Source organism: Sphingomonas sp. UYP23 (genome assembly GCF_054059235.1).
Genome location: NZ_JBSSBX010000001.1, coordinates 2488281 through 2510906, shown reverse-complemented (window position 1 = coordinate 2510906; position 22626 = coordinate 2488281). Strand labels below are relative to the sequence as shown.

General features: G+C 67.9%; 19 protein-coding genes, 1 tRNA gene and 1 pseudogene. 7 read left to right on the top strand and 14 right to left on the bottom strand.

Annotated features, from left to right (window positions below; all coding sequences use genetic code 11):
* Positions 1 to 43: 43 nt before the first annotated feature.
* Genes ACVWYO_RS12410 through ACVWYO_RS12395 form a run of 4 tightly spaced genes read right to left on the bottom strand, consistent with a single transcriptional unit; the run spans position 44 to position 4626 of the window.
* Positions 44 to 850: an SDR family NAD(P)-dependent oxidoreductase gene (locus ACVWYO_RS12410; protein WP_457351178.1), complete on the bottom strand. Its 807-nt coding sequence runs from the start codon at positions 848 to 850 to the stop codon at positions 44 to 46.
* Entirely contained in the window at positions 841 to 1815 is a 975-nt protein-coding gene (locus ACVWYO_RS12405; RefSeq protein ID WP_457351176.1) for an alpha/beta hydrolase family protein, read from the bottom strand. Before ACVWYO_RS12405 ends, ACVWYO_RS12410 begins: the two co-directional genes overlap by 10 nt.
* Positions 1808 to 3262, bottom strand: coding sequence for an amidohydrolase family protein (locus ACVWYO_RS12400; RefSeq protein WP_457354984.1), 1455 nt, complete (start codon positions 3260 to 3262; stop codon positions 1808 to 1810). The genes ACVWYO_RS12405 and ACVWYO_RS12400 overlap by 8 nt, the downstream gene beginning before the upstream one ends.
* 2 nt (positions 3263 to 3264) lie before the next feature.
* Positions 3265 to 4626 (bottom strand): RidA family protein, encoded by a 1362-nt coding sequence (locus tag ACVWYO_RS12395; protein WP_457351174.1) that lies wholly within the window; start codon positions 4624 to 4626, stop codon positions 3265 to 3267.
* 176 nt (positions 4627 to 4802) lie between these two features.
* On the opposite strand from ACVWYO_RS12395, the gene ACVWYO_RS12390 reads away from it, so the two are divergent.
* Positions 4803 to 5540, top strand: a complete 738-nt coding sequence (locus ACVWYO_RS12390) for an SDR family NAD(P)-dependent oxidoreductase (protein ID WP_457351172.1) — start codon at positions 4803 to 4805, stop codon at positions 5538 to 5540.
* Here the strand turns inward: ACVWYO_RS12390 and ACVWYO_RS12385 are convergent.
* Entirely contained in the window at positions 5537 to 6424 is an 888-nt protein-coding gene (locus ACVWYO_RS12385; protein ID WP_457351170.1) for a hypothetical protein, read from the bottom strand. The two genes, ACVWYO_RS12390 and ACVWYO_RS12385, sit on opposite strands and share 4 nt — an antisense overlap.
* A gap of 90 nt (positions 6425 to 6514) precedes the next feature.
* On the opposite strand from ACVWYO_RS12385, the gene istA reads away from it, so the two are divergent.
* Positions 6515 to 8002 carry an IS21 family transposase gene (gene istA / locus ACVWYO_RS12380; RefSeq protein ID WP_457351168.1) on the top strand — a complete coding sequence of 496 codons (1488 nt, stop codon included), beginning with the start codon at positions 6515 to 6517 and terminating at the stop codon, positions 8000 to 8002.
* Complete coding sequence (gene istB, locus ACVWYO_RS12375) at positions 7999 to 8859, top strand: IS21-like element helper ATPase IstB (protein WP_457351166.1); 861 nt, start codon at positions 7999 to 8001, stop codon at positions 8857 to 8859. Before istA ends, istB begins: the two co-directional genes overlap by 4 nt.
* Before the next feature lie 753 nt (positions 8860 to 9612).
* On the opposite strand, the gene ACVWYO_RS12370 is transcribed toward istB, so the two are convergent.
* Positions 9613 to 9705 (bottom strand) — tRNA-Ser (locus ACVWYO_RS12370).
* A gap of 167 nt (positions 9706 to 9872) precedes the next feature.
* Here ACVWYO_RS12370 and ACVWYO_RS12365 point away from each other — a divergent pair.
* The 3 genes from ACVWYO_RS12365 to ACVWYO_RS12355 all read left to right on the top strand — a co-directional run bounded on the left by ACVWYO_RS12365 (position 9873) and on the right by ACVWYO_RS12355 (position 11374).
* Positions 9873 to 10706, top strand: a complete 834-nt coding sequence (locus ACVWYO_RS12365; RefSeq protein ID WP_457354982.1) for a DUF1134 domain-containing protein — start codon at positions 9873 to 9875, stop codon at positions 10704 to 10706.
* Between the two features lie 114 nt (positions 10707 to 10820).
* Entirely contained in the window at positions 10821 to 11225 is a 405-nt protein-coding gene (locus ACVWYO_RS12360) for a DoxX family protein (RefSeq protein WP_457351164.1), read from the top strand.
* Positions 11222 to 11374 carry a hypothetical protein gene (locus ACVWYO_RS12355; RefSeq protein WP_165954556.1) on the top strand — a complete coding sequence of 51 codons (153 nt, stop codon included), beginning with the start codon at positions 11222 to 11224 and terminating at the stop codon, positions 11372 to 11374. The genes ACVWYO_RS12360 and ACVWYO_RS12355 overlap by 4 nt, the downstream gene beginning before the upstream one ends.
* 139 nt (positions 11375 to 11513) lie before the next feature.
* Here ACVWYO_RS12355 and pyrC read toward each other — a convergent pair whose 3' ends face one another.
* Positions 11514 to 12551: a dihydroorotase gene (gene pyrC, locus ACVWYO_RS12350; protein ID WP_457351162.1), complete on the bottom strand. Its 1038-nt coding sequence runs from the start codon at positions 12549 to 12551 to the stop codon at positions 11514 to 11516.
* Between the two features lie 78 nt (positions 12552 to 12629).
* On the opposite strand from pyrC, the gene ygfZ reads away from it, so the two are divergent.
* Positions 12630 to 13343, top strand: a complete 714-nt coding sequence (gene ygfZ, locus ACVWYO_RS12345; RefSeq protein ID WP_457354980.1) for a CAF17-like 4Fe-4S cluster assembly/insertion protein YgfZ — start codon at positions 12630 to 12632, stop codon at positions 13341 to 13343.
* Between the two features lie 21 nt (positions 13344 to 13364).
* Here ygfZ and ACVWYO_RS12340 read toward each other — a convergent pair whose 3' ends face one another.
* The 7 genes and pseudogenes from ACVWYO_RS12340 to ACVWYO_RS12310 all read right to left on the bottom strand — a co-directional run bounded on the left by ACVWYO_RS12340 (position 13365) and on the right by ACVWYO_RS12310 (position 22568).
* Positions 13365 to 14678 carry a UDP-glucose dehydrogenase family protein gene (locus ACVWYO_RS12340; protein ID WP_457351160.1) on the bottom strand — a complete coding sequence of 438 codons (1314 nt, stop codon included), beginning with the start codon at positions 14676 to 14678 and terminating at the stop codon, positions 13365 to 13367.
* 207 nt (positions 14679 to 14885) lie between these two features.
* Complete coding sequence (locus tag ACVWYO_RS12335; RefSeq protein ID WP_457354978.1) at positions 14886 to 16013, bottom strand: OmpA family protein; 1128 nt, start codon at positions 16011 to 16013, stop codon at positions 14886 to 14888.
* Positions 16014 to 16150: 137 nt separating this feature from the next.
* Positions 16151 to 16657: a DUF2793 domain-containing protein gene (locus ACVWYO_RS12330; RefSeq protein ID WP_457351158.1), complete on the bottom strand. Its 507-nt coding sequence runs from the start codon at positions 16655 to 16657 to the stop codon at positions 16151 to 16153.
* Between the two features lie 13 nt (positions 16658 to 16670).
* Positions 16671 to 18833, bottom strand: coding sequence for a phage tail protein (locus ACVWYO_RS12325; RefSeq protein ID WP_457351156.1), 2163 nt, complete (start codon positions 18831 to 18833; stop codon positions 16671 to 16673).
* 1 nt (position 18834) lies between these two features.
* A complete protein-coding gene (locus ACVWYO_RS12320; protein WP_457351154.1) occupies positions 18835 to 19245 on the bottom strand; it encodes a peptidoglycan endopeptidase in 411 nt (136 codons plus the stop codon).
* Positions 19242 to 20054 carry a DUF2163 domain-containing protein gene (locus tag ACVWYO_RS12315; protein ID WP_457351152.1) on the bottom strand — a complete coding sequence of 271 codons (813 nt, stop codon included), beginning with the start codon at positions 20052 to 20054 and terminating at the stop codon, positions 19242 to 19244. Before ACVWYO_RS12315 ends, ACVWYO_RS12320 begins: the two co-directional genes overlap by 4 nt.
* A gap of 218 nt (positions 20055 to 20272) precedes the next feature.
* Positions 20273 to 22568: pseudogene (locus ACVWYO_RS12310) on the bottom strand (phage distal tail protein, Rcc01695 family).
* Between the last annotated feature and the right edge of the window lie 58 nt (positions 22569 to 22626).

Here is a 22626-nt window from a genome sequence, read left to right as displayed (position 1 = left end):
GCTGGCAACGCCCATCGACGCTGCACCGGACCAATCAGGACGGTTACGCCGTGTCGTAACATCGATACCGCGACAGAATGTCACGCGGTCGCCGTTTACGCCGTTGGATCCTTTTGGCGGTCAGCCAGGTGAACATGCGCCCGTGCTGCGTATTGGCATCCACGATCCGCGCGCCCCAGCGGCCGATCGTCTCTGGATGGTCGCCGATCACGTTGACCACCGCATCGCGCGCCGCACGCGTCTCCGGCGGTGTCCCGGCATGCTCACGCAGAAACCCCTCCGTGATGACGAGGCCGGGGCTAAGGCCGCCAACGAGAATGTCGCTGTCAGCCAGTTCCGCCGCGAGCGAGCGCGTTAGGAAGGTCACCGCCGCTTTACTCGTGGCATAGCCCGCCATGCGCGGCACCGGCTCACCATCCGCACCGGCGCCCAGCATGTTGTAGATCGCCCCGCCGCGCCCCTGTGCGCGGTAGCCGCGGATCGCGGTCTGGCAGCCATGCAGCGTGCCGACCAGGTTGATGTCGAGCATCTGCCGAAGATCGGCGACGGGCAGATCGGCGATCGACTGGCCGGTCAGCGCGAGACCGGCGTTGTTGACCCACAGATCGACGCCGCCGAAATGTGCGGCGGCGTGTTCCCACAAGCGCTCGACCGCCGCCGCCGAGGTGACGTCGCACGCGATGCCGATCGCCTGCGCGCCGCCCGCCGGGAAGGCCGCGGCGACACGTCGGGCCTCTGCGCCGTCGGGCGCGGAGATCACGACGTTGACGCCGCGCTTGAGCAAAGCGTAGGCCAGCGCGCGGCCGATCCCCTTCGTGCTGCCGGTGACGATCGCGGTCTTCACCGGCATTCGACCATACCCTGGGTGCCCAGCGGCGTGAACGCCGCGGTCGTTAAGCGTCTGCCCGCCAGCGCCGCATGAAACAGCGCGACACTCGCCGCGCGTACCGCCGCGAGCCGGGCAGGATCGGCGTCCTCGACCCCAGTGCGGCGCGGATCGACGATGCCGCCAAGGTAATGGCGCGCGCGCGTCACGGTGATCAGGCACTGGTCGGATGTCGTACTGCGGCGATAGATGTCGGCGTGCCAGCCGGGGCCGCGCGGCGACAGCGCCACGCTGTCGTCATCGCCCCCGACCACCGTCAGCATTGGTCCGCGCAGCGTCGACCAATCAACGGTGAGGAAGCCCCCGCGGGGTTGGAACGCGTCGCTCAGATCCGCACCGCCTGCGCCGGGCGGCGACAGCAGCAGCGCGCCTCGGATGCTTGGCATCGCAAAACTTTCGAACTGGTGGATCGCCACATTCCAGACCTTCGCGCCCATCAGCGCCGCGACGGTGTGTCCGCCGAAACTGTGCCCGGCGACGAGCAGCTTGCCGGCGTCGAGATGCCCGCGCAGCGCAGACACCGCCGCTTCGATCCGCGGGAGCGCATGAGCCAGGCGCTGCAGGTCGAGGATGCGGGTGCGCCACAGCTTGGCCGACGGCGGCGCTGGCGGCGGGAAGCCGTCGATCACGCCGTCCTCATGGTCGGGTTGCAGGACGACGAAGCCGGCGCGCGCCCAATAGTCGACCAAGGGTGCATAGTGGCTGCGCGAGAGCGCCGCACCGTGCGAAAACAGGATCACCGGCAGCCGCCCGTGCGGCGCGGCGGGCGCGGTGACGCGCACCAGCAGCGCCCGCTGGCCGTTCGCTGCCGGAATGACGACCGGATCGACTGCCATGATCGGCACAGGCGGTGGCGCGGGCGCGGGCGCCGCCGCGATCAAGACCGGCAGCAGGATCGCCGCCAGCCAGCCACGCGCACGATCAAACATAGGTCCATCCGCGATAGGAGTGCCCCGCCCGACGCGGCGGCAACATCGTCGCGAGATCGGTCTCGGCCGTCACCGCCGCCAGCACCGCCGCGGCCTCGGCGACCACCGTTTCCTCGTCGAAGCGCGTCGAGCGGCCGCCCTCGACGAGCTTTTCCCCGCCGACGAAGACGGTATCGACCGCGCTCGATTGCCCGCCCCACACCAACGCCCCGAGCGTCCGCACTCCGTCATAGCCGGGTTGCAGCTCGGCGCGGGCCGTATCGACGATCACGCAATCGGCCATCTTGCCGATTTCCAGCGAGCCTGCGACGTCGTCCATGAACAGCGCGCGCGCACCGCCGAGCGTCGCCATCTCGATCATCCGTTCGGCATTGGCCCATAGCGGAGCCGCTGGCTTATCGCCGCCAGCGACCTTCACCGCCAGATTTTGCGCGAGGATGGTCTGGCGCATCACCTCGAACGGATTCTGGCAATCGCTGACCAGCGGTGCATCGGTGCCAAGCCCAGGCAGCAAACCGCGCGCGAGAAATTCGTGGAGCGCGATGCCCTGCCCGTCGAAGAAGCGCAGCATCGGCACCAGCGCGACGCGACAGTCGTGCTCGGCAAGAATGTCGAATTCGTGGGCGCGAATGTTCACCGCCTTGCCGGCATAGATCGGCCCGCCATCGAGCAGGCCAAACTGACGGTAATAGTCGACCTGCCCGCCGGCAAAGCCGCGCTTCGCCAGCGCCGCGCCCCGGCTGTTGTCGGTCATGTCGACGCCGAACGCCACCCCGAGCGCGGCCGCGCCTGCGTGGATCCGCCGCATATCCTCGGGATCGCCGACAAAGTTGAAATTGAGGAAGCCGGTTGCGACGGTGATCCGCTCCGACGCAAAGCGCGCGTGCAGACGCGCAACCTCGGCGAGCCCGGCTTCGACCGTCTCGTGGCCGCGCTCCGGCACCGCCGCGCCGTTGACGATGCAGCGGGTGAGATAGCCGCGCATGCCCGATTCCGCGATCGCCGCCCATGATCCGTCGACGCTATCCGTGCGTCCATTGGTGAAATGCTCGTCATGGGTGGCGGTGTAGCCCGCCTTCAGCAGCTCGAGCGCGTGCAACCGCACCAGCGCGTGCGTGCGCTCGGCATCGAGCCGATCAGCAACCGTAAACAATTGCCCGACCAGCGCGCGCACCGCGGCCGGGATGTCGAGCACCGGCCACCGATCGTCATTATAGCCGCGAAACGCAATCTGGACGAGGTGGTTGTGGGCATTGGCCATGCCCGGCATCACGACGCGACCACGCGCATCGATCGTCTCGGCAGCGACGACGTCGCACGCGGCCATCGCTCCGAGTGCGACGATCCTGCCGCCGCGAAAGGCGATGAAGCCATCGGTGAAGACGCGCCGATCCGGGTCGACCGTGATCAGCCAGGCGTTGCGGATCAGCGTGTCGGCGGCGATCATCGTCAATCGGGCACATAGGCGATGAGGTCGAGCAGCGCGTTGGCGCCCGGCACCACCAGCGGACCGCCGATCTTCATCGTCGTCGAGGCGGGCTTCACGCCGGGGAAGTGCGCGGCCCATTCTTCGATCGAATCGGCGAAGTGGTCGCCCGCGTCATGGAAGCACGCGCGGCGCACGACGTTCTCGAGTCTGGTCCCCGCCGCCTCGCAGATCGCTGCGACGTTCTTGAGCATGTAGCGCATCTGATTTTTGCCCGGCAGCCCGTACCAGGGGAATTCGGGATGCCGCAGCATGCCCTCGGCGAGCTGACCCTTGCTGTCGCACGCCATTTGCTGGCTGAGGAACAGGAAGTTGCCGACCTTCACCGCCTGCGGTTCGTGGCTCCACGGCTCGGGCGCGTCGGAAGTCTCGATGCGCTCGATCACGAGTGTGCTGTCACTGGCGAGCAAGGTGAAGGCGATTTCGATGCGGCTGCCCATCGTGCCCAACCCCATATAGGGGATGACGCAGCGTGCCGGCGGATTGTTCGGGAACCAGCGCTTCCACACTCGGTCCATCCCGGCATAATCGCTCGGATGGCCGATATAGACGTCGGCCTTGACCGCGCGTTCGAGCGACGAGCCGGCCGCCTCCGCGATCGCGGCGAGCTTGGACAGGGTATAGTCGGTCTGCGCCTCGATCGGCGAGCCGTACCAGACGTAGGGATTGACCCGCGCCGCCTTGGCCAGCGCCGAAGGCTCGCCCATGAAGCGGCTCTCGCCGTAATCGCCGATCCAGTCGGTCGGCACCTCGCCGGCAAGGAAGATCCAGTCGCCACGGCGGAGCGCCGGCGAATAGCCGGCGAGCGGCATCGGCACGCCGGCCGGCGCGGCGATGCCCTGCGGCGTGGTGCCATCGACGATCGCGATCACATCGACCTCGATTCGCGCACCGCGCACCGGCAGCGCACGGATGCTGACTGCAGTCGAGGCGGGGCGCGGCTCGAAGATATAGGCGTTGCGTTGGTCGAGATACGGCGTGATCGACAGGCCCGGCCAGCAATCGCCTGTCTCGAACTGCTCGTAGGTCGGCGTTTCCCACGGGAACCACTGCCAGATGCGCACCACATCCGTCGCCAGATCGGCGCCCCCCGCCGCGAGCGTCCGCTTCAGCGTTTCCATCACGAAGCGCGATTGCAGCGCCTGTTCATCGACCAGATTGGGGTTGGCGGCGCGCGCTTCGGGGGCGATGCCGGTCTTGAAGTCGCTGGCGAGCTGGCCCGAGACGAAGATCCAGTCGGCCGCCTTGACCGCCGGGCTGTAGGGCATCAGCGGCTGGGGAATATCGGGCCAGATCGCGACCGGCGCCTTGGGGTCTTGCGTCACTGTCATGCTCCTGCGCACCGCCGTCACGCGGCTGGATCGTGTCAGCTAGGCGCTCGCGGACCCGCGCCTCCAGACCCGCGTACGCGCTATCCGGCTGTCGGAGAGACGCCCGAACGCGGCTCGACCCACGCCCCGGGTCCGCTTCTTCATGCCGCCGACGCACAAAAAGGTTTCGCATGCTCCAACTGGCAAATCGCAACGCATTGGTGACGGGTGCGTCGGGCGGGATCGGCAGCGAGACTGCCCGGCGACTGGCCGCGGCGGGCGCGCGTGTCGCGGTGCATGCGCATCGCAACTTCGCCGGCGCGCAAGCCGTGGTCGCCGACATCATCGCGGCAGGCGGCGAGGCGTTCGCGCTCGCGGGCGACGCCGCCGACGCGGACGCGATCACACGGATCGCCGACGGCGTGGCAGCGCGCTTCGGCAGCATCGACATCCTCGTCCATGTCGCCGGCACGTCGCCGCAGCTGCCGTTCGGCGCGGTGACGCCGCAGACGTTCGACGCGCTGTTCCGCGACAATGTGCTGAGCGCGATCCTGGCGATGCAGGAAAGCGCGCGCCACATGGGCGCGGGTGGGCGAATGGTCACCGTTTCGAGCAATCTGTGTTACGGCCCGATGCCGGGACTCGTGCCCTATGCCGCCGCCAAGGCTGCGCTGATCACGCTGACCCAGGGCTTCGCGCGCGAGCTCGGACCGCGCCGCATCGCCGTCAACGCGGTCGCGCCCGGCGCGATCGAGACCCCGATGACCGACTGGATCCCGCTGGAGATCCGCGCGGCGATCGCCGCCTCGACTCCGCTCGGCCGGATGGGCCAGCCGGACGACGTTGCCGACGCGATCGTCTTCCTGGCATCGCCAGCGGCGAAATGGGTCAATGGCCGTACGCTGATCGTCGATGGCGGCCTGGTCTAGTCAGCCGTCCAGCGCCGCAGCGCCCGAAGATCACCGATCGGCGCGGTTGCGAGACCGATACCGCGGCGGCCGGCATCGTTGCCGAGCGACTGGAAGCCGTAATAATAGAAGAAGAGCCGGCCGTTCGCGACCACCAGTCGCGTCGCCGCAACGCCGAGCGAGTCCCAGGCGTCAGCCGCGCCGATGGTGAAGATCGGCGCTTCGTATAGCCGATGCCACATGCGGCCATCGTCGGAATCCGCGGCGGCGATCGAGCGGCGATGCGCCGCATCGGTGGCGGTATAGACCATCAGAAAGCGCCGCCCGCCAGGTAGCGGATTGGCGAGCACCTGCCGCGTTACCATCCCGCCTGCATCATAATCGCGCGTGCCGTCGGCCCATTGCAGCGGGCCTTCCAATGACCAGCGGCGCGCGTCGGTGGAGCTCCAGACCTGTGTATCGAACCGGCTGAGATCCGACGCGGCCTCCGTCACGTGCAGCACGAAGCGCGCGCCGTCGTGCAGGACGTTGGGCCACGCCGCATAGATCCCCGCATCGGGCAGACCGAGCAGCGCCCCGTCCCCGCCCCGCCCCGCGACGCGCTGCCACTGCACGCCATCACTGCTGCGGGCGAGACCGGGGCGCATCCCGAGCCCTGTCACTGCGCCGAACGCAACGGTCTCGCGTGGCCGCGTATCGCCACCGAAATACCACATGAGCCACTCGCCCGCGCCGCGCGAGACGTCCGGCAGGCCGACATGCAACGAGTCAAACGCCGCTGGATCTTCGCTCGGCGCGAACACCGATCCAAGCGCGCATGGCCCGTCGATCCGCCGCCAGCGGATCCCGTCGTCCGAGCGCGCATGCGCGATCCGGCCGGTGCCGAGTGGATGGGGCGGTGACAAAGCAGGCCATTGGAACGCCGGCGCTGTGCTGAGCGTGGCGGAGTAAAATCCGGCCGTTGGTAAGGTTGCTTCTTTTGGGAGCGGCCGGGGATGTTTGCCGTGGAGAGCTATGCCGCCGTTCGGCGCTTCGTGTTCGTTGAGGGTCATAGCCGTCGCGAGGCGGCGCGTGTGTTCGGGCTGAACCGGGAGACGGTGGCCAAGATGTGCCGGTTCTCGCTGCCGCCGGGATATACGCGCAAGGAGCCGGCGGCGAAGCCGAAGCTGGGGCCGCTGCTGCCGGTGATCGATGCGATCCTGGCAGCGGACCAGGCAGCGCCTGTGAAGCAGCGGCATACGGCCAAGCGGATCTTCGAACGGCTGCGCGACGAGCATGGCTTCGCCGGCGGATATACCGTGGTGAAGGATCATGTCCGGTTCTGCCGGGCACGAGGCCGCGAGACGTTCGTGCCGCTGGCACACCCGCCAGGCCATGCGCAGGTGGATTTTGGCGAGGCGGTCGGCGTGATCGGCGGGGTGCGCCAGAAGATCCACTTCCTGTGCATGGACCTGCCGCAGTCGGATGCCTGTTTTGTGAAGGCCTATCCACGCGAGACCACCGAGGCGTTCCTCGACGGGCATGTGTCGGCGTTCGCGTTCTTCGGCGGCGTGCCGCTGTCGATCCTGTACGACAACACCACGATCGCGGTGGCGAAGATCCTGGGCGACGGGAAGCGGGAACGCACGCGTGCCTTTACCGAGCTGTGCAGCCACTATCTGTTCCGCGATCGCTTCGCGCGACCGGCCAAGGGCAACGACAAGGGCAAGGTCGAGGGGCTGGTCAAGTTCTCGCGTGCCAACTTCATGGTGCCAGTCCCGCACGCTGCCAGCTTCGACGACCTGAACGCCATGCTGGAAGAGCGCTGCCGCGCTCGACAGCGCGATCATGCCGGCCGCCATGCCGAGACGATCGGCGAGCGGCTAGTGGCCGATCGCGCGGCGCTGCGACCGCTGCCGGCGGTGCCGTTGGAGCCCTGCGAGAAGCGCAGCGGGCGGGTCTCGTCGATGGCGCTCGTGCGCTATCGGACCAACGACTACTCGGTGCCGACCGCTTACGGCTTCCAGGACGTGGTGGTGAAGGGCTTCGTGGACGAGGTCGTGATCCTATCGGGCGGCAAGGAGATCGCTCGTCACCAGCGGTGCTATGGCGAGGGCGTGTTCGTGGCCGATCCGCTCCACTATCTGGCGCTGCTCGAGACCAAGCCCGGCGCGCTCGATCAAGCCGCGGCGTTGCAGGGCTGGGCGTTGCCGGATGTGTTCCAGCACCTGCGACACCTGCTCGAGGCGCGGATGGGCAACCGGGGCAAGCGTGAGTTTATCCAGGTGCTGCGTCTGCTGGAGGCGCTACCGCTCGACATCGTCACGGGTGCCGTAACCCAGGCGATCCAGATCGGCGCGGTCGGGTTCGATGCGATCAAGCTGATCGCGCTGGCGCGCATCGAGCAGCGACCCGCCCGGCTCGATCTGGCGGCCTATCCGCACCTGCCGCGAACGGCGGTAAAGACGACCTCGGCCGCCGATTATGCGGTGCTGGCGGCATGAGCGGTGCGCCCGATACGATGCCGGTCGGCACGACGAGCGGCACACCGCAGGTGCTGCTGGCCCATCACCTCAAGCAGTTGAAGCTGCCCACCGTGCTGCGCGAGTATGACAAGGTGGCCCGCGAGTGCGCGCGCGATGGCACCGATCACCCGCGCTATCTGTTGCGGCTTATCGAGCTCGAGCTGATCGATCGCGAACGACGCACGATCGAGCGGCGTATCCGGGCGGCACGGTTCCCGGCGGTGAAGAGCTTCGACACGTTCGAGTTTACCGCCATCCCGAGCCTCAACAAGATGCTCGTCCTGGAGCTTGCCCGCTGTGAGTATGTCCTGCGGCGCGAGAACATCATCGCGCTGGGCAACAGCGGCACGGGCAAGACGCATGTCGCGCTCGCCCTCGGTCTGGCTGCCTGCCAGAAGGGCTTTACGGTGACGTTCACAACCGCGGCGGCGCTGGTCAGCCAGCTGCTGGAAGCGCGCGACGAACGACGCCTGCTGAAGATGCAACGCGACCTTGCCGCAGTGAAGCTCCTGATCATCGACGAGCTTGGCTATGTGCCGCTGTCGCCCACGGGCGCCGAGCTGCTGTTCGAGGTGTTCTCCCAAAGGTACGAGCGTGGCTCGACGATCGTCACCTCCAACCTGCCGTTCGAGGACTGGACCCAGGTGCTGGGCAGCGAGCGGCTCACCGGCGCGCTGCTCGACCGGCTCACCCACCACGTCAGCATCCTGACGATGAACGGCGACAGCTATCGGTTGAAGCAGTCCGCCGGGCGTCGGCGCTCCGCCGCCAGGGCGGAGCAAAACCAGGCCAGCGAGATCATCGATCCCGAAACAGGCGAGGTCACCACCGCCTGATCGACGACAACGATATGAAGAGGGCCCCGATCGGGGCCCTCTTCATATCGTCATGCCCGCATCAACAATGGCCTGCTTTTACTCCGCCCCCCTGGCCTGGAATCTGACCGGCGTTGACACAAAGCCCTTCGTCTGGACCGCCGACCCCGATAAAATCATCGCCGCGGTCAGACGCGGGCACCAAGTGTTAGATTCGGACCACTAGGCAACGTGAAAAGCGAAATTGCCCCTGGCGACGTGTCAGACATGGTGCGCGGGGCCGCGGGAGGCGATGAGCGCAGCGTCGTGATAATGATTGAATGGCTAAAGACGATCGTCCCGAACAAGCCGGTAGGCCATCACTATCCAGCCGTCAGGTTGGCCCTCGGAATGTCATCCCGTGGTGATATAGCCGCGCTACCCCGCGCAATGATGAGCTGCCGCAAGCATCCAAATTTTAGCGGTTGGTGGCGGATCACGAAAGCACAATACCGCAACGAAAGCGTCTATCAGCGTCCGCCGGCAACTTACGATTTGTAGTCGGCGGTTTGCCCGGCCCAAAAATATAGGGTCTATTGCGTAAGCGCTACTGGCCAGGTTTGCCGTTAATTTCTTCGAAGGTACCCCCCCGGGGGGGCGAGGTTGGAGCCCTGGAGCCTTCTTTTCAATCGCGCGAATCGAAACGCGACTGAAGGGCAGCGCGGCAGCTATCGGGGAGCGGTTAAGGGAACTATGCCAGCCGCGATAGTTTTAACCAGGAATTTCAATAGCTTATGGCGGAGACGGAGGGATTCGAACCCTCGGTACCAGTAAACCCGGTACGGCGGTTTAGCAAACCGCTGGTTTCAGCCACTCACCCACGTCTCCGGATCACAGCGAAGGCGGGCTATAACCGCGCTTTGCGAAGACGGCAACTGCTTGTGCGCATGTTGCTCGCCGCGGAATCGATTCCGCTGGTCGCGGCGGCGCCGCTCGTTCATTGGCGCGACAGCCGGGACGGCGCTATCATGGCGCAATTGCAGCCCTGGGGGAGAATGACGATGCACTTGCGCTGGACCAGCGCGCCGAGGATTGGCGCTGCAATCCTGCTCGCGCTGGCAACCTCGGGGGCCCCGCTTGCGGCGCAGGTGCGCACGATCGATCCCAACCAGGCGATCGATTCGGATCTGCGACCGTCGCAGCCGCAACGCCGGACGCCCACCCCGGCACCCGCCCCGGCCGATCCTGCCCCGGCATCCGACACACCGCGCTATCCTGACGCGCCGGGATCGACCGAACCCGTCGACCCGGGCCCCGCTACGGCGCCCCCGGGCGCATCGGCAGGCACGAACGGATCGGCACAGGATGTCGCGCGCGACGGGGCAGAGGTCGAATCGGCAGACAGCCAGACCTTCCAGAAGCAGGAGTTGCTGCGCGCCGCCGAAGGCACGTTCGGCAAGGGCGCGTCCGGGCTCGCCGGCATCCTCGAGCGCACGCTCAAGGAGCAGGGCTATCCCAACGCCTATATCGCCGGGCGCGAGGCGTCGGCCGCGGTCGTCGTGGGCCTGCGCTATGGCAAGGGCGAGATGTTCCACAAGGTTGAGGGGCGCCAGCCCGTCTATTGGACCGGACCGTCGGTCGGCTTCGATCTGGGCGGCGATGCCAACAAGGTGTTCGTGTTGGTCTACAACCTTTACGACACCGCGGACCTGTTCAAGCGTTTCCCCGCGGCCGAGGGACGCGTCTATTTCGTCGGCGGGTTCGCGGCGACCTATCTGCGCCGCGGCAACACCGTGCTGATCCCGATCCGGCTCGGCGTGGGATGGCGGCAGGGCGTCAATCTCGGCTATATGAAATTCAGCCGGACCTCGAAATGGTTCCCGTTCTAAGCGCAGCGCGGCAGGCCGCAATAGCGGCCTGACTCGCGCAAGCTCGGCCGGCGGGGCCCGCCCGACCGACGGCATGGGCTTTGCCCATGTCCGACAAGCGCGTACCGTCCCCCGGTGACCACAACCCGCCAGATCCTCCGCGCCCTCCTCGCCGCCGCCTATCTCGCCGCTGGCATCCTGCACGTCTTCGTGCCCAAACCCTTTCTCGGGATCACCCCGGACTGGGTGCCCTTCCCCGCCCAGGTGATCCTGCTGACTGGCCTGTGCGAGATTGCCGGGGCGATCGGCCTGTTCGTGCCGCGGACGCGGTGGTGGGCGGGCGTTGGCCTCGCCGCCTATGCGGTGTGCGTCTATCCCGCTAACGTGAAGCACGCGCTCGATTTCATCGAAACCGGTCGCGGGGGGCTCGGGTTATGGTACCATATCCCCCGGCTTGCGTTTCAGCCGGTGATCGTGTGGTGGGCGCTGTTTGCCGGCCGCGTGATCGACTGGCCCTTCCCGCGACGGAGCGCAACATGAGCGACATCGACGACACCATCATCGACACGCCCGAGGGTCCGATGACCTGGGCCGCCTGGAAGAAGAAGAACCCGGTGCAGATCCCGTCGCGGCGCACCAAGGGCAAAGACCTTCCCGTCAAGGTGAAGCGCTTCACCGAACCGAAGTGACTCGAAGCGCCCAGCGGTGAGACGAGGCGCCAGGGTCCATGCCAGCGGCATCACCCAGCAGTTCCGAACGTAGCTGGCGGCGCAAATGGAGGCCCGATCAAGTCGCGCATTACGCGGGCGGCCGGCCTCCGATGGGCTTTCAGTCGATCACCTGCCACGCCAGCGTCTGCCCGGCGTGAAACGGCACGACCGCCGTGTCGCCCGCTCCGATCAGCTCCGGGACCGCCGCGTCGCGCCGCTCGAGCGTGATCGTGCCGTCGTTGAGCGGCAAGCCATAGAAACGCGCACCATGTTCCGAGGCAAAGCCCTCGAACCGGTCGAGCGCGTTTTCCTCATCGAACACCGCAAGATAGCTTTCGAGCGCATAGGGCGCGTTGAAGATACCCGCGCAGCCGCACGCGGCTTCCTTGCGCGCGCGACCGTGCGGGGCGCTGTCGGTGCCGAGGAAGAAGCTCGGCGACCCCGACACCGCCGCCGCGCGCACCGCGAGGCGATGACGCTCGCGCTTGATCACCGGCAGGCAATAGGCGTGCGGCTGGAGCCCACCATCGAACAGCGCGTTGCGGTTGAGGTGGAGATGCTGCGGCGTGATCGTCGCGGCGACGTTCGGCCCCGCCTCGGTCACGAACGCGGTCGCCTCGGCCGTCGTGATATGCTCGAGCACGATCTTCAGCGCGGGATAGTCGCGCACCAGCGGCGCCAGCGTCCGCTCGACGAAGATCGCCTCGCGGTCGAAGATGTCGATCTCGCGGTCGGTCACCTCGCCGTGGATCAGCAACGGCATGCCGATCCGCTGCAGCGTCTCGAGCACGCCCGACAGCGCGCGGATATCGGTGACGCCGTGCGCCGAGTTCGTCGTCGCATGCGCCGGGTACAGCTTGCACGCCGCCCATACGCCATCGGCATAGCCGCGCGCGATCTCCTCGGCATCGGCCGCATCGGTGAGGTAGCAGGTCATCAAGGGCGTGAAATCGGTCCCCGCAGGCAAGGCTGCGACGATCCGCTCGCGATAGGCCTCTGCCGCCGCAATCGTGGTCACCGGCGGGGTCAGGTTTGGCATGACGATCGCGCGCGCAAACTGGCGCGCGGTGTACTCCACAACCGCGGCGAGCATCTCACCGTCGCGGAGGTGGACATGCCAGTCATCTGGGCAGCGGATCGTGAGGCGCTCGGTCATGCCGTCCGCCTAGCGCGCGTCGCGGGGAATCGCCAGCCGCGTATTGCCGCTGCTCGCCGCCGCCCCTACCTCCATGCCATGCACGCCACCATGCTCGCCGATCGATCGCTCCTCCGTCTGTCGGGGGACGATGTCCGCGGCTTCCTGCAGGGGCTCATCACCGCCGACATGGCCGGGCCCTTCCCGGCCTGGGCGGGCTTGCTCACCCCGCAGGGCAAGGCGCTTTTCGACTTCATCGTCTGGACCGACGGCGACGATGTCTTGCTCGACTGCGAGGCGAGCGTCGCCGAGGCGCTGCGGCGGCGGCTGTCGATCTATCGCCTGCGCCGCGCGATCACGATCGAGCCGACCGACGGCGCGGTGCATTGGTCGCTTGAGGCCGGCCAGGGTGTGCCCGATCCCCGGCTTGCCGCCCTTGGTTATCGCTGGCTCGGCGAGCCAGACGAGGCAGCGAGCGGGTGGCATGCGCATCGCCTTTCGCTCGGCGTTCCTGAGGGTGAAGCCGAGCTTGGTAGCGACAAGACGCTGTGGCTCGAGGCGAACGCGCGCGAACTGAATGGCGTCAGCTTCACCAAGGGCTGCTATGTCGGCCAGGAAAACACCGCGCGGATGCACCATCGCAGCAAGGTCAACCGCCGGCTGGTGGTGGCCCCACTCGGCGAGCCGGGCGAGCGTACGCGCGCCGCCTATCCCGAACTCGGCCTGATGGTCGAACTGCGCCGCGTCGAAGCGCTCGGCGATGCGGTGGTGCCCGATTGGCTGGCGACGGCTTTAGCGCACGCCGGCGCGTAACCCCGACGCCAACCGCCCCCGTTACCGCCCGATCGAGCTGTACGCGAACCCGGCGCGCTCGGCATCGCTCGGCGGATAGACGTTGCGCAGATCGACCATCACCGGCGCCGCCATTGTTGCCGCCAGCCGCTTGAGGTCGAGCGCGCGGTAGATGTTCCATTCGGTCACGATCACGACCGCATCGGCGCCCTGCGCGGCCGCATAGGCGTCGCCGCAATAGGTGATGTCGGGCATCATCGTCTTGGCAATTTCCATCCCTTCGGGGTCATGCGCGCGCACGGTGATGCCAGCGTCGAGCAGGCTCTGGACGATCGCCAGGCTCGGCGCGTCGCGCATGTCGTCGGTATTAGGCTTGAAGGTCAGACCCAGCACCGCGACGGTCTTGCCGCGCACGCTCGTCCCGTCGCCGCCGCCGAGCGCCGCGATCACCTTGCGTCCCATCGCGCGCTTGCGCGTGTCGTTGACCTGGACGACCGCCTCGACGATCCGCACCGGCGTCTCGTAATCCTCGGCGGTCTTGAGCAGTGCGAGCGTGTCCTTGGGGAAGCACGAACCGCCATAGCCCGGCCCGGCGTGGAGGAACTTCGAACCGATCCGGTTATCGAGCCCGATCCCGCGCGACACGTCCTTGACGTTCGCGCCGACCGCTTCGCACAGATCGGCGATCTCGTTGATGAAGGTGATCTTGGTCGCCAGGAAGGCGTTGGCGGCATATTTGATCAGTTCGGAGGTCCGCCGCCCGGTGAACAGGATGGGGCTCTCATTGAGGTAGAGCGGGCGATAGACGTCGCGCATCACCTGCTGTGCGCGCGGATCCTCGGTGCCGATCACGATGCGGTCGGGGCGCTTGAAGTCGCCGATCGCGGCGCCCTCGCGCAGGAACTCGGGGTTGGAGACGACCGCGATCGGAAAATCGCCGGCGACCTCGGTGAGGATCTCCTCGACCTTGTCGCCGGTGCCGACTGGAACGGTCGACTTGGTGACGACCACGACGGGGCCATCTATTGCCTCGGCGATCTCGCGCGTCGCGGCAAAGACATAGCTCAGATCGGCATGCCCGTCGCCGCGCCGTGACGGCGTGCCTACCGCGATGAAGATCGCATCCGCACCGGCCACCGCGGCCTTGAGATCGGTGGTGAAGCGGAGCCGCCCCGCCGCGACATTGCTCGCGACGAGCGTATCGAGGCCGGGCTCGAAGATCGGCATCTTACCCGCTTCGAGTGCCGCGATCTTGCTCTCGTCCTTGTCGACGCAGATCACGTCATGGCCGAAATCCGAAAAGCATGCCCCTGATACCAGGCCGACATACCCCGAGCCGATCATCGTAATCCGCATGAAAAGTCCTCAAATCTCGCGAGCGCACGACAGTCCGGAGGCGCACCGAGGCGCGCTCCACAACCGCCGCTCTAACCGATCATGGCGGTATTGCCAGCCCGGCGCGATCACTCGCCAGCCTGACATGTACCGCGCCATCGGCGCACAAAAAAGGGGAGACCGGCTTGCGCCGATCTCCCCAATTTCTGACCAAGGTCAGGTCTGGGCTTAGTTGCCCGAACCCGGACCGTAGGACACCTCCACGCGACGGTTCTGCACTTCGCGAACGCCATCGGCGGTCTGGACGCGCAGATGGGCGGGATCTTCACCGAACGCTTCGGTGCCGATCGAGCCATCCGGGATCGAATGGGCGGTCATGTACGCACGAACCGCGTCGTTGCGGCGCTGCGACAGACCGACGTTGTACTTCGGCGTACCCGAACGGTCGGTGAAGCCAGCAAGCATGACCTTTGCGTTACCGCAGTTCTGGTACTGCGCGATTGCGCCGTCCAGGATCGATGCTGCCTCAGGCGTGACGTCCGACTTGTCCCACTCGAAGAACACGATGAACGGTCCAGGCGAGCAAGGCGTCGCGACAACCGGCGCCGGCTCAGGCGGCGGGGGAGGCGGCGGCGGCGGGGGCGGCGGCGGCGGCGGAGCAGCAGGCTCGCCGAAGTTGTACGTCAGACCTGCGAGCAGGCTGTGCGTACGATAGCGACCGTTGTAGCCACGACCCGCAACGTCGACCAGCTTGACGTTGTCGGCGGTGAAGAAGCGATACTTGATCGACGCATCGACATGCTTCGTGATCGGCGCGCGGACACCGGCGATGCCCTGATAGGCGAAGACCGTGTCGCTGTCGTTGAGCAGGTTCTGCGCAAGGTTTACGCCGAAACGCTCCTTGACGCGTGCAACACCGACACCACCGCCGACGAAGCCCTGGATGCCGTCATCGTCACCGAAGTCGACCAGGCCATTGACCATGAAGCTCAGCGCCGTCGTACGACCGCGTGCGCCGGCAAACGTGCCCGCCGGGTAGGTGACAGCAGCACCAGCGGTCGTCAGACCAGGCGTGCCGACCGACGAACGGTAATCGTCGACCGAATTGCTCTTGTAGCCGACTTCGGCTTCAAGGCGGAACATGCCCAGGTCGTAACCGATCACGCCATCGACGTCGTAGCCGTAGCGATGATCGACGGTACCGGCGTTCTTCACGCTGTTGATATCGAACTTGATATCTTCCACGAGCACTGCGCCACCGTCAACGCCGACATACCAGGACTTATCCCGGGCCAGAGCTGGTGTGGTAACGAGAGCGGTGGAGGCAAGCGCTATGGTAACGGCTAGCTTCCGCATAAAAATCCCCTTCATCTGGTTGTCACTCGGACAGCGCAAACCCTCTACCGAATGGAAGGTTTCCACGCAAGCGCACAAATGTCGGGACTGTTGCCGATTTAACACAGATTTAGCGGGAACCAACGTCGTTTTCGACGCTACGCCGCATCGATCAGACCAAGCGATTGAAGTGCCTCTAAAATCGCCTCCAGCACGGCGCGCGCCTCGGCGTCGATCACGCCTCCGTTCGCAGGCGCAGCAATATGCTGGCGCGGTGGCCCGAGCATCGCGAAACCGCCCAACACGAGGCGCGTCGCAACGATCGTCCCGACGGTCCAACGGGTTCCATCGAAGCGGGCATCGGTTTGATCGGCCTTGCTCCACACCGTCATTCCCGGTTGCGACGGGACGAACCGCCAGCCGCTGTCGGTCCAACCCGCCAGCGCGTGCGCCTGGCCCGTCCAGGCGCCTGTTGGCGCCGTCCCGACGATCCAGCACGCACCCGGCCCGGGGGTGGCAGGCGGGGTGTCGAGCGCAATCGCTTCGACGCTCGGCTGCACCGCCAGGTCGAGCAACGTCAGCGCTTCGTTGTGCGTAAGCTCCTTCTGCGCCTGCCCCGTCTGCAGCAGCGGCAGGCCCAGCCGCGTGCTCGTCTGATCGCTCATGCAAAGTCTCCCATCATCCGTGCCACGCCGGGAGCGCGATCGTCGCGCTCGCCGATTCCCGCACCGCGCCGATCTGCATCACGCGCAGCATCGCACCGCCGGCCCGGTCGTCCCGAGCTATCACGACGCTCGGTTCCACCGTTTCGAACGATCGCACACCACCGTCGCCGCGGACGAGCGTGAGGCGATACGCTTCGCGCTCCTCGCCGATCGGGACGTCGATGCCGTCGCTCCAGCGCCAGCCGTTTCGGCTGCGCCGCACCCAAGTGACCTGCGCATCGCCCGCCCCGAGCTCGCGCCAGCGCAAATGGACGGGGGCCGGTGGTCGGACCGAAGTCCCGCATAGCATCACGCTGGTCGCAACCGGCCCATCCACATCCCCCGATCCCGTCGCCAGAATCCGGACCTCGCCGCCGAGCGCTGTCAGCGGCAGATCGAGCGACAGGGCGGCATCGGCTTCGATCAACGCGAACCGGTCGCCGATCGCCTGCGCGCCAACCGCCGCCTCGGTTCCCCGCCGCCCACGCCACAGGCGCGACAGCCGCCAGCGCAGCGGGCCAAGCTGCGTCGCCACGCCGAATTGCAGCAGTTCGTCGCCGACCAAAGCGAGATTGGTGCCAGCATCGAGCGCACCCGCGTCGGCGCTTTCCAGCGTCATCGCTGGGTAAGCGAGATCGACGTCGAACGCGTGCGCTTCGTCGACGATCGCGCTCGTCGTCGCCCCCGGCACGCTCGCCAGCCGCCCGATCGTTCCCGGTGCCGCGGTCGAGCCGAGTGCGCTCCAGCGGGCGCCGCCGTCGAGGCTGTAGAGCAACGCCGCACGGCGCCAGCCCGGCTGCGAGCCCCCGGCGATGATCGTCACACGCGGCGAGGCCAGCAGGCCGTCGTCGAACGGCACGCTCTCGAACGCCTCGATCAACGTGGTTCCCGTCGCGACATCGGGCGCCGCCAGCACGCGCCCCGCGCTCGCGGCGAGCGGCAGCGTCCCGCCCGCCAGCCGGACGCACTCGAGCGCCAGCACCATCTTTTCGAGCGACCATGCGGTAACGCGCCACACCCCCGCCACCCCCGCGATCGTCACGCAGGCGCCGGGCACCACATCGAGCGCATCCCAGCCGAGCGTTACCGTCCGCCGCTCGCGCCCCGCCTCGCCGCGCGCGAGGATCGCCGCCGCGAGCGTCTTGGCGGTCCCGGCGTCGATCGCGGCGGGCAATTCGACCTGATCCTCGCGCCGCCCCGCCCCCGGCCGTCGCGCCGTCTGCAAACCGATTTGGTACTCGCGCGCTGGATCGTAATGCGACAGCGTGATCTGACGCGGCACGCTTTCCAGCGCGGCCACCGCGCGCTGATGCTTGCCGCTCGTCGCTCCGGCGACCCGCGTCTCGGCGTCGGCGATCTCGCGCTCGGGGGTGCTGCCCGCACGCATCTGCACGTTGGCGCCAGCGGGGGCGAACCACGCGCCCCCGGCGCGCGCCAGCGTATCGAGCACGCTGCCCACACTGTCGCCGTACGCAGCAAAGCCGGCGAGCGGCTGGACCGCCTCCGCCGCGGTGACGCTACCGCCCGACAGCGCCTCGGCGATCGCCCCAACCGACTGCGGCGCAGCATCGCCGATGACCTCGAAGGTCAGCGACGGGATCCGGTTGCCATAATCGGCGAGCTGAAGGTTTTCGAACACCGCATAGGCGATTCCGCGATGCGCCGGCGCGAACGCCATCCCCTCGGCGGCGGCAATCAGCGGGTCGACCGCCTGATCCTCGTCCCCCAGATGCAGCCGAAAACCCGTCGCGGTCTTGAAATCGCCCGCACTGCCGCGCAGCAGATTGCCATCCGCCCAGATCCGCCCCACCCCGACGATCGGGCGCGCCGACAGCGCCACCGCGAACGACACCGAATAGCTGTAGCGCGTCACGCTCGGCTGCCCCTTGCCGCTGCTGCTCTTCGATCGGCTCTCGATCAGATCGGTCGACCAGATCACACAGCCGCCGACGCGCATCGTCCCGAACACCTGCTGCAACGGCGTGCCATAGTTCGCGGTCTGCAAATGCAGCGCGGCCAGTCGCGGCCCCTCAACGCTCCTGGGCCGTTCCAGCACGCCGCCCAACGCCGCGCCGAGCACCGCGCCGATCGGCCCGCCGAGCACGCGGCCGACCACCGAAAGCACCAAAGTCGCCATGTCAGTCTCCCGTCACGCGCCAGCGGCCGAGCATCGGCCAGGGCGGCATCCCCGGCCGCTGGAGGACGCGGCGCAGCAGTGCATCGGCATGGACGATCCGGCCGGGCACCAGCACCGCCAGATGGAATTGCGCCGGCCCCGCCGCGAACAGCGCGATGTCGCCCGGCAGCGGCTCGGCGACGCGCGCAAGCCCGCTCGCGTCGAACCGCGCGACGATCGCCTCGGCATCACCCCCGCGCAGCGCGTAGTCGCCCGGAATATCCCTGCCAAAGCCGCCCGCCCGCGCCGCCAGCGCCGCCACGCCGACGCAATCGAGCCCGTGTTCGGGCGATCGTCCCTGAAGCCGGAACCCGACCCCGAGCAGCGCCTCGGCCGCCGCCACGATCGCCGCGGCGCGTGCTGCCGGCGTCATGCCCCTGGGTAGCGCGTCAACAGGTCGATCCCCGGCAGAAACGGCTCCCCGCGAAAATTCGCCGCGTTGGCAAAGCGCCCGGCACAGGTCGCCAGACTTTTGTCGCACCCCTCGATCACCTCGACCAGATCGCCGATCGCGACGGGCAGGGCCGGATCGCTGCGCAGCGTGACGCTCGCCCCATCCGACACCGCGATCGCGCCTTCGAGCCCCGAATTGTCCCCGCCGATCCAACGCAGCAGGCCCCCGCCATAAGCGTTGGCGACAGGCTCCACGGTGTCGAGCGTCACCACTTGCTCGCGCCACGCCACCACCCGCGCAAAGCCCCGCCGCCCCGCCATCGCCACGCGACAGCGCCGGTCGCCGAGCTCGGCGCGACATTCGGGCGAGGTCAGCTCGACGACAGGCCGGTCGAGCGCCGCGGTCGCGCCGCGCAGCTCGGCGGTGAAGCCGTGTGTGTCGGTCTCGACCGCGCCGATTGCCCCTTCGCCAAGCGGCACCTGCCGCGCGTCTGCCCCAGTCCAATCGACCGCGAACAGCTGTACGCGCGCGCCATCCCACCGCCCGGCAAGCAGATCGCGCTCGCCGATCGCGGCGCTGGTCAGCGCGCCGGTGATATCCATCGTGTCGGCGTCGAGTCCGTCGCTGCGCTTGATCGCCGACGGCGTCATCCCCGGCGCGGCGGCATGGACGAGCCCGTCGATCGTGAGATCGCGGTCATGATCGGTCAGACCGATCGTCACGCCATCACGCCGCTCGATCCGCCAGCACAAGGCAAGCGTGGTGAGGGGGGCGTCGAGCAAGGACATGAGACTTCTCCAGAATCCCTCTCCCAGCGGGAGAGGGTGGCCGAGCGAAGCGAGGTCGGGTGAGGGTCTGCGGTTTTTCCCGCCCTCGCCCCTCACCCTTCCCACTCGGCTCCGCCGAGCGGGCCTAGTTTCGGGTGAACGGCACCCCGTGCTGTTCAGGCCATGCCGGGGGCATGGCCGACCCGAAACTCCTCTCCCAAAGGGCGACGGCGTCAACGCTATTCCCGCACCTCGATCAGCGGCACGCTCGTCGTCGCGCCCGCCAGAAACGTCGCGCGGGTGACGCTCAGCGTGTCCTCGGCAAAGCGCACCGGGACGTCGAACAGGAACCCAGCGCTCACCGCCATCCCGGCTCCCGGCGCGACGTCGAGCACGACACGCCCCCCCCGGCCCCCAGCGTGAACCCGGCCGTCTCGACCCCGCCGACCGCGACCCGCACGCTCCCCGCGACCGGCCGCGTGATCCGCCGCACCGTATCGCCATAGTGTTTGACCAGCGCGAAGCTGACCGAGATGCCGTCCCCCTCCCCCAGCAGCTGATCGGTCGCCCCAAAGGTCGCGCCGCCCGAGGAAAAATCGAACGGATCGCGCAAGCGAAACGCGCGCGCCGGCCCCATCCGCGCCCGAAAGAAGCCGAGCAGCGTCGCGATATCGCCCTCGGAGCGCACCCCCGGCGCGACATCGTAGCGTGTCCGCGCCTCGGCCCAGCTCGCATTGCGCATTTCCTGCCCGCCCGCGCTGGTGACGATCGCGGTCGAGAATTGTGGGGTCACTTCGGCCTCGCGCCCCAGAGCGAGCGGGAACAGCACATCGTCGAACGGCACCACGGCATCCTCCCCGGTCTCGAAATGGACGAACCCGTCGCGCAGCACTTGCGGCAGCGCCCAGACGAACGTCGCCGCCACCCCGCGCGCCTGCGCCGCCTCGGCCGCGGCCGCGATCGCGTGCCACTCGGCCTGCTGATCGGGGCGCAGCACGAAGCCCGAAAAATAGTGCGTCTGCGCGGCCGCATAGCCAAGCCGCGCTTCGACGGCGGCGACCGCCCGCGCCGTTCCCGCGACATCGCCCGCCGTGACGAAATCATAATCCTCGAGCTGCAGCACGTCGAACGCCGGCCGTGCCCAGCCGAGCGGTACGTTGGCGCGCCGCAGCTCGGGCGCATCGCGCGCGAGCACGGTTGGCAGATAGATCAGCAGATGCGTCTCGACCGCGGGCGCCACCGCCTTGACCGCCGCGACCAGCGCCGCGGTCGATGCGGCAAGCAACGCCCCGGCGGCATCGAGCAGTCGCGCTGTGCGGCGCTCGTCACGTCATGGACACTCGCGATCTCGACCGGATTGCCGAGCGCCGCCCGCGCCGCGGCGTCGTACAGGCACGGCCGCCCATCGGCGAGCACCCACCACCACGGCTCGCCGACCTGAAGCTTCGGCGCCAACCCGGCCTCGAGCGCGATCCCGATCACCGCCACCGCGACCGCGCGCAGATACGCCATCGCGCCCGCCGACGCCGGCGACAACAGGCACGAGGGCGGCACCCAACCGGTCAGCGCCGGCGTCCCGTCCCACGCGCGCTGCTTCCAGTCGCCCCAGCAGTGCGCGTCGAACAGTTCGTAGCTGATCGACCAGATCACGGCATAGCCGAGCGAGCGCGCCCGCCGCGCGAAGTCGCGCTGCCACGCTGCCGCCGCGACGTTGAGCACACCGCCCGCGAGACTCGCATAGAAACCGCCCGAATTGGCCTCGACTCGCAGGAAGTGGCTCATCCCGAGATAGTGGACGATGCTCCCGCGATAGCCGAGCAGCAGCGCATTGCGCAGCAACCGCTCGGGCGTGAGGGTGTAGCTGTCGTCATAGCCGCTGGCGATCTGCAGCCGGTGTTCGGGCACGACGACATCGCCGATCGCGAGCACCGTGCCAGGCCCCTCGCAGGCGATCGCACTCAGCTCGATCCAAGCTTCCGCCGGCGCGGGCAACGGCGCGCTGCCGCCCGCGACGAAGCCCGGCGGCACCAGCGAGACGAACATCCGGTCGATATCCCCCGCCCACACCGGATCGGCTTCGGCGGGCAGCAGATAGCCGCCGTCGAGATTGGCGAAATCGAGCGTCACGGTCGCGTCGTCGGGCGTGCCGGTCGCGTAATTCCACAACCGGACATACCAGGCGCGCGCCGCACCGCGCGCATCGCGCCCCTCGATCGTCAGCACCGGACCGTTCACCCCATCGAGCGGCAGCACCCCGCTCGCGCGCCAGCGGAACGACAGCCGACAGCCGCGGAAATCGCGCGCGGTGGCGTAGCGCAGCAGCGGGTGATCGTGCCTGTCCTCGGCGTCCCAGATCAGCCCCGCCAGATCGCCCGCGGTATAGAACACCGCATCGACGCGCAGCGCGTCATGCGCGATGGTGGTGACCGCGGCCATCATCGGCCGCGGGAAATTGACCGTCCAGAAGCGCGGATCGAAACGCGTGATGACGCCCTCGGTCTGAACCGTGCGGTTCTGGGCGAGCCAGAATGGCATAGGAAAGCCCCTCCCCTTCAGGGGAGGGGTTGGGGTGGGGCCGTGAATGACCCGACCA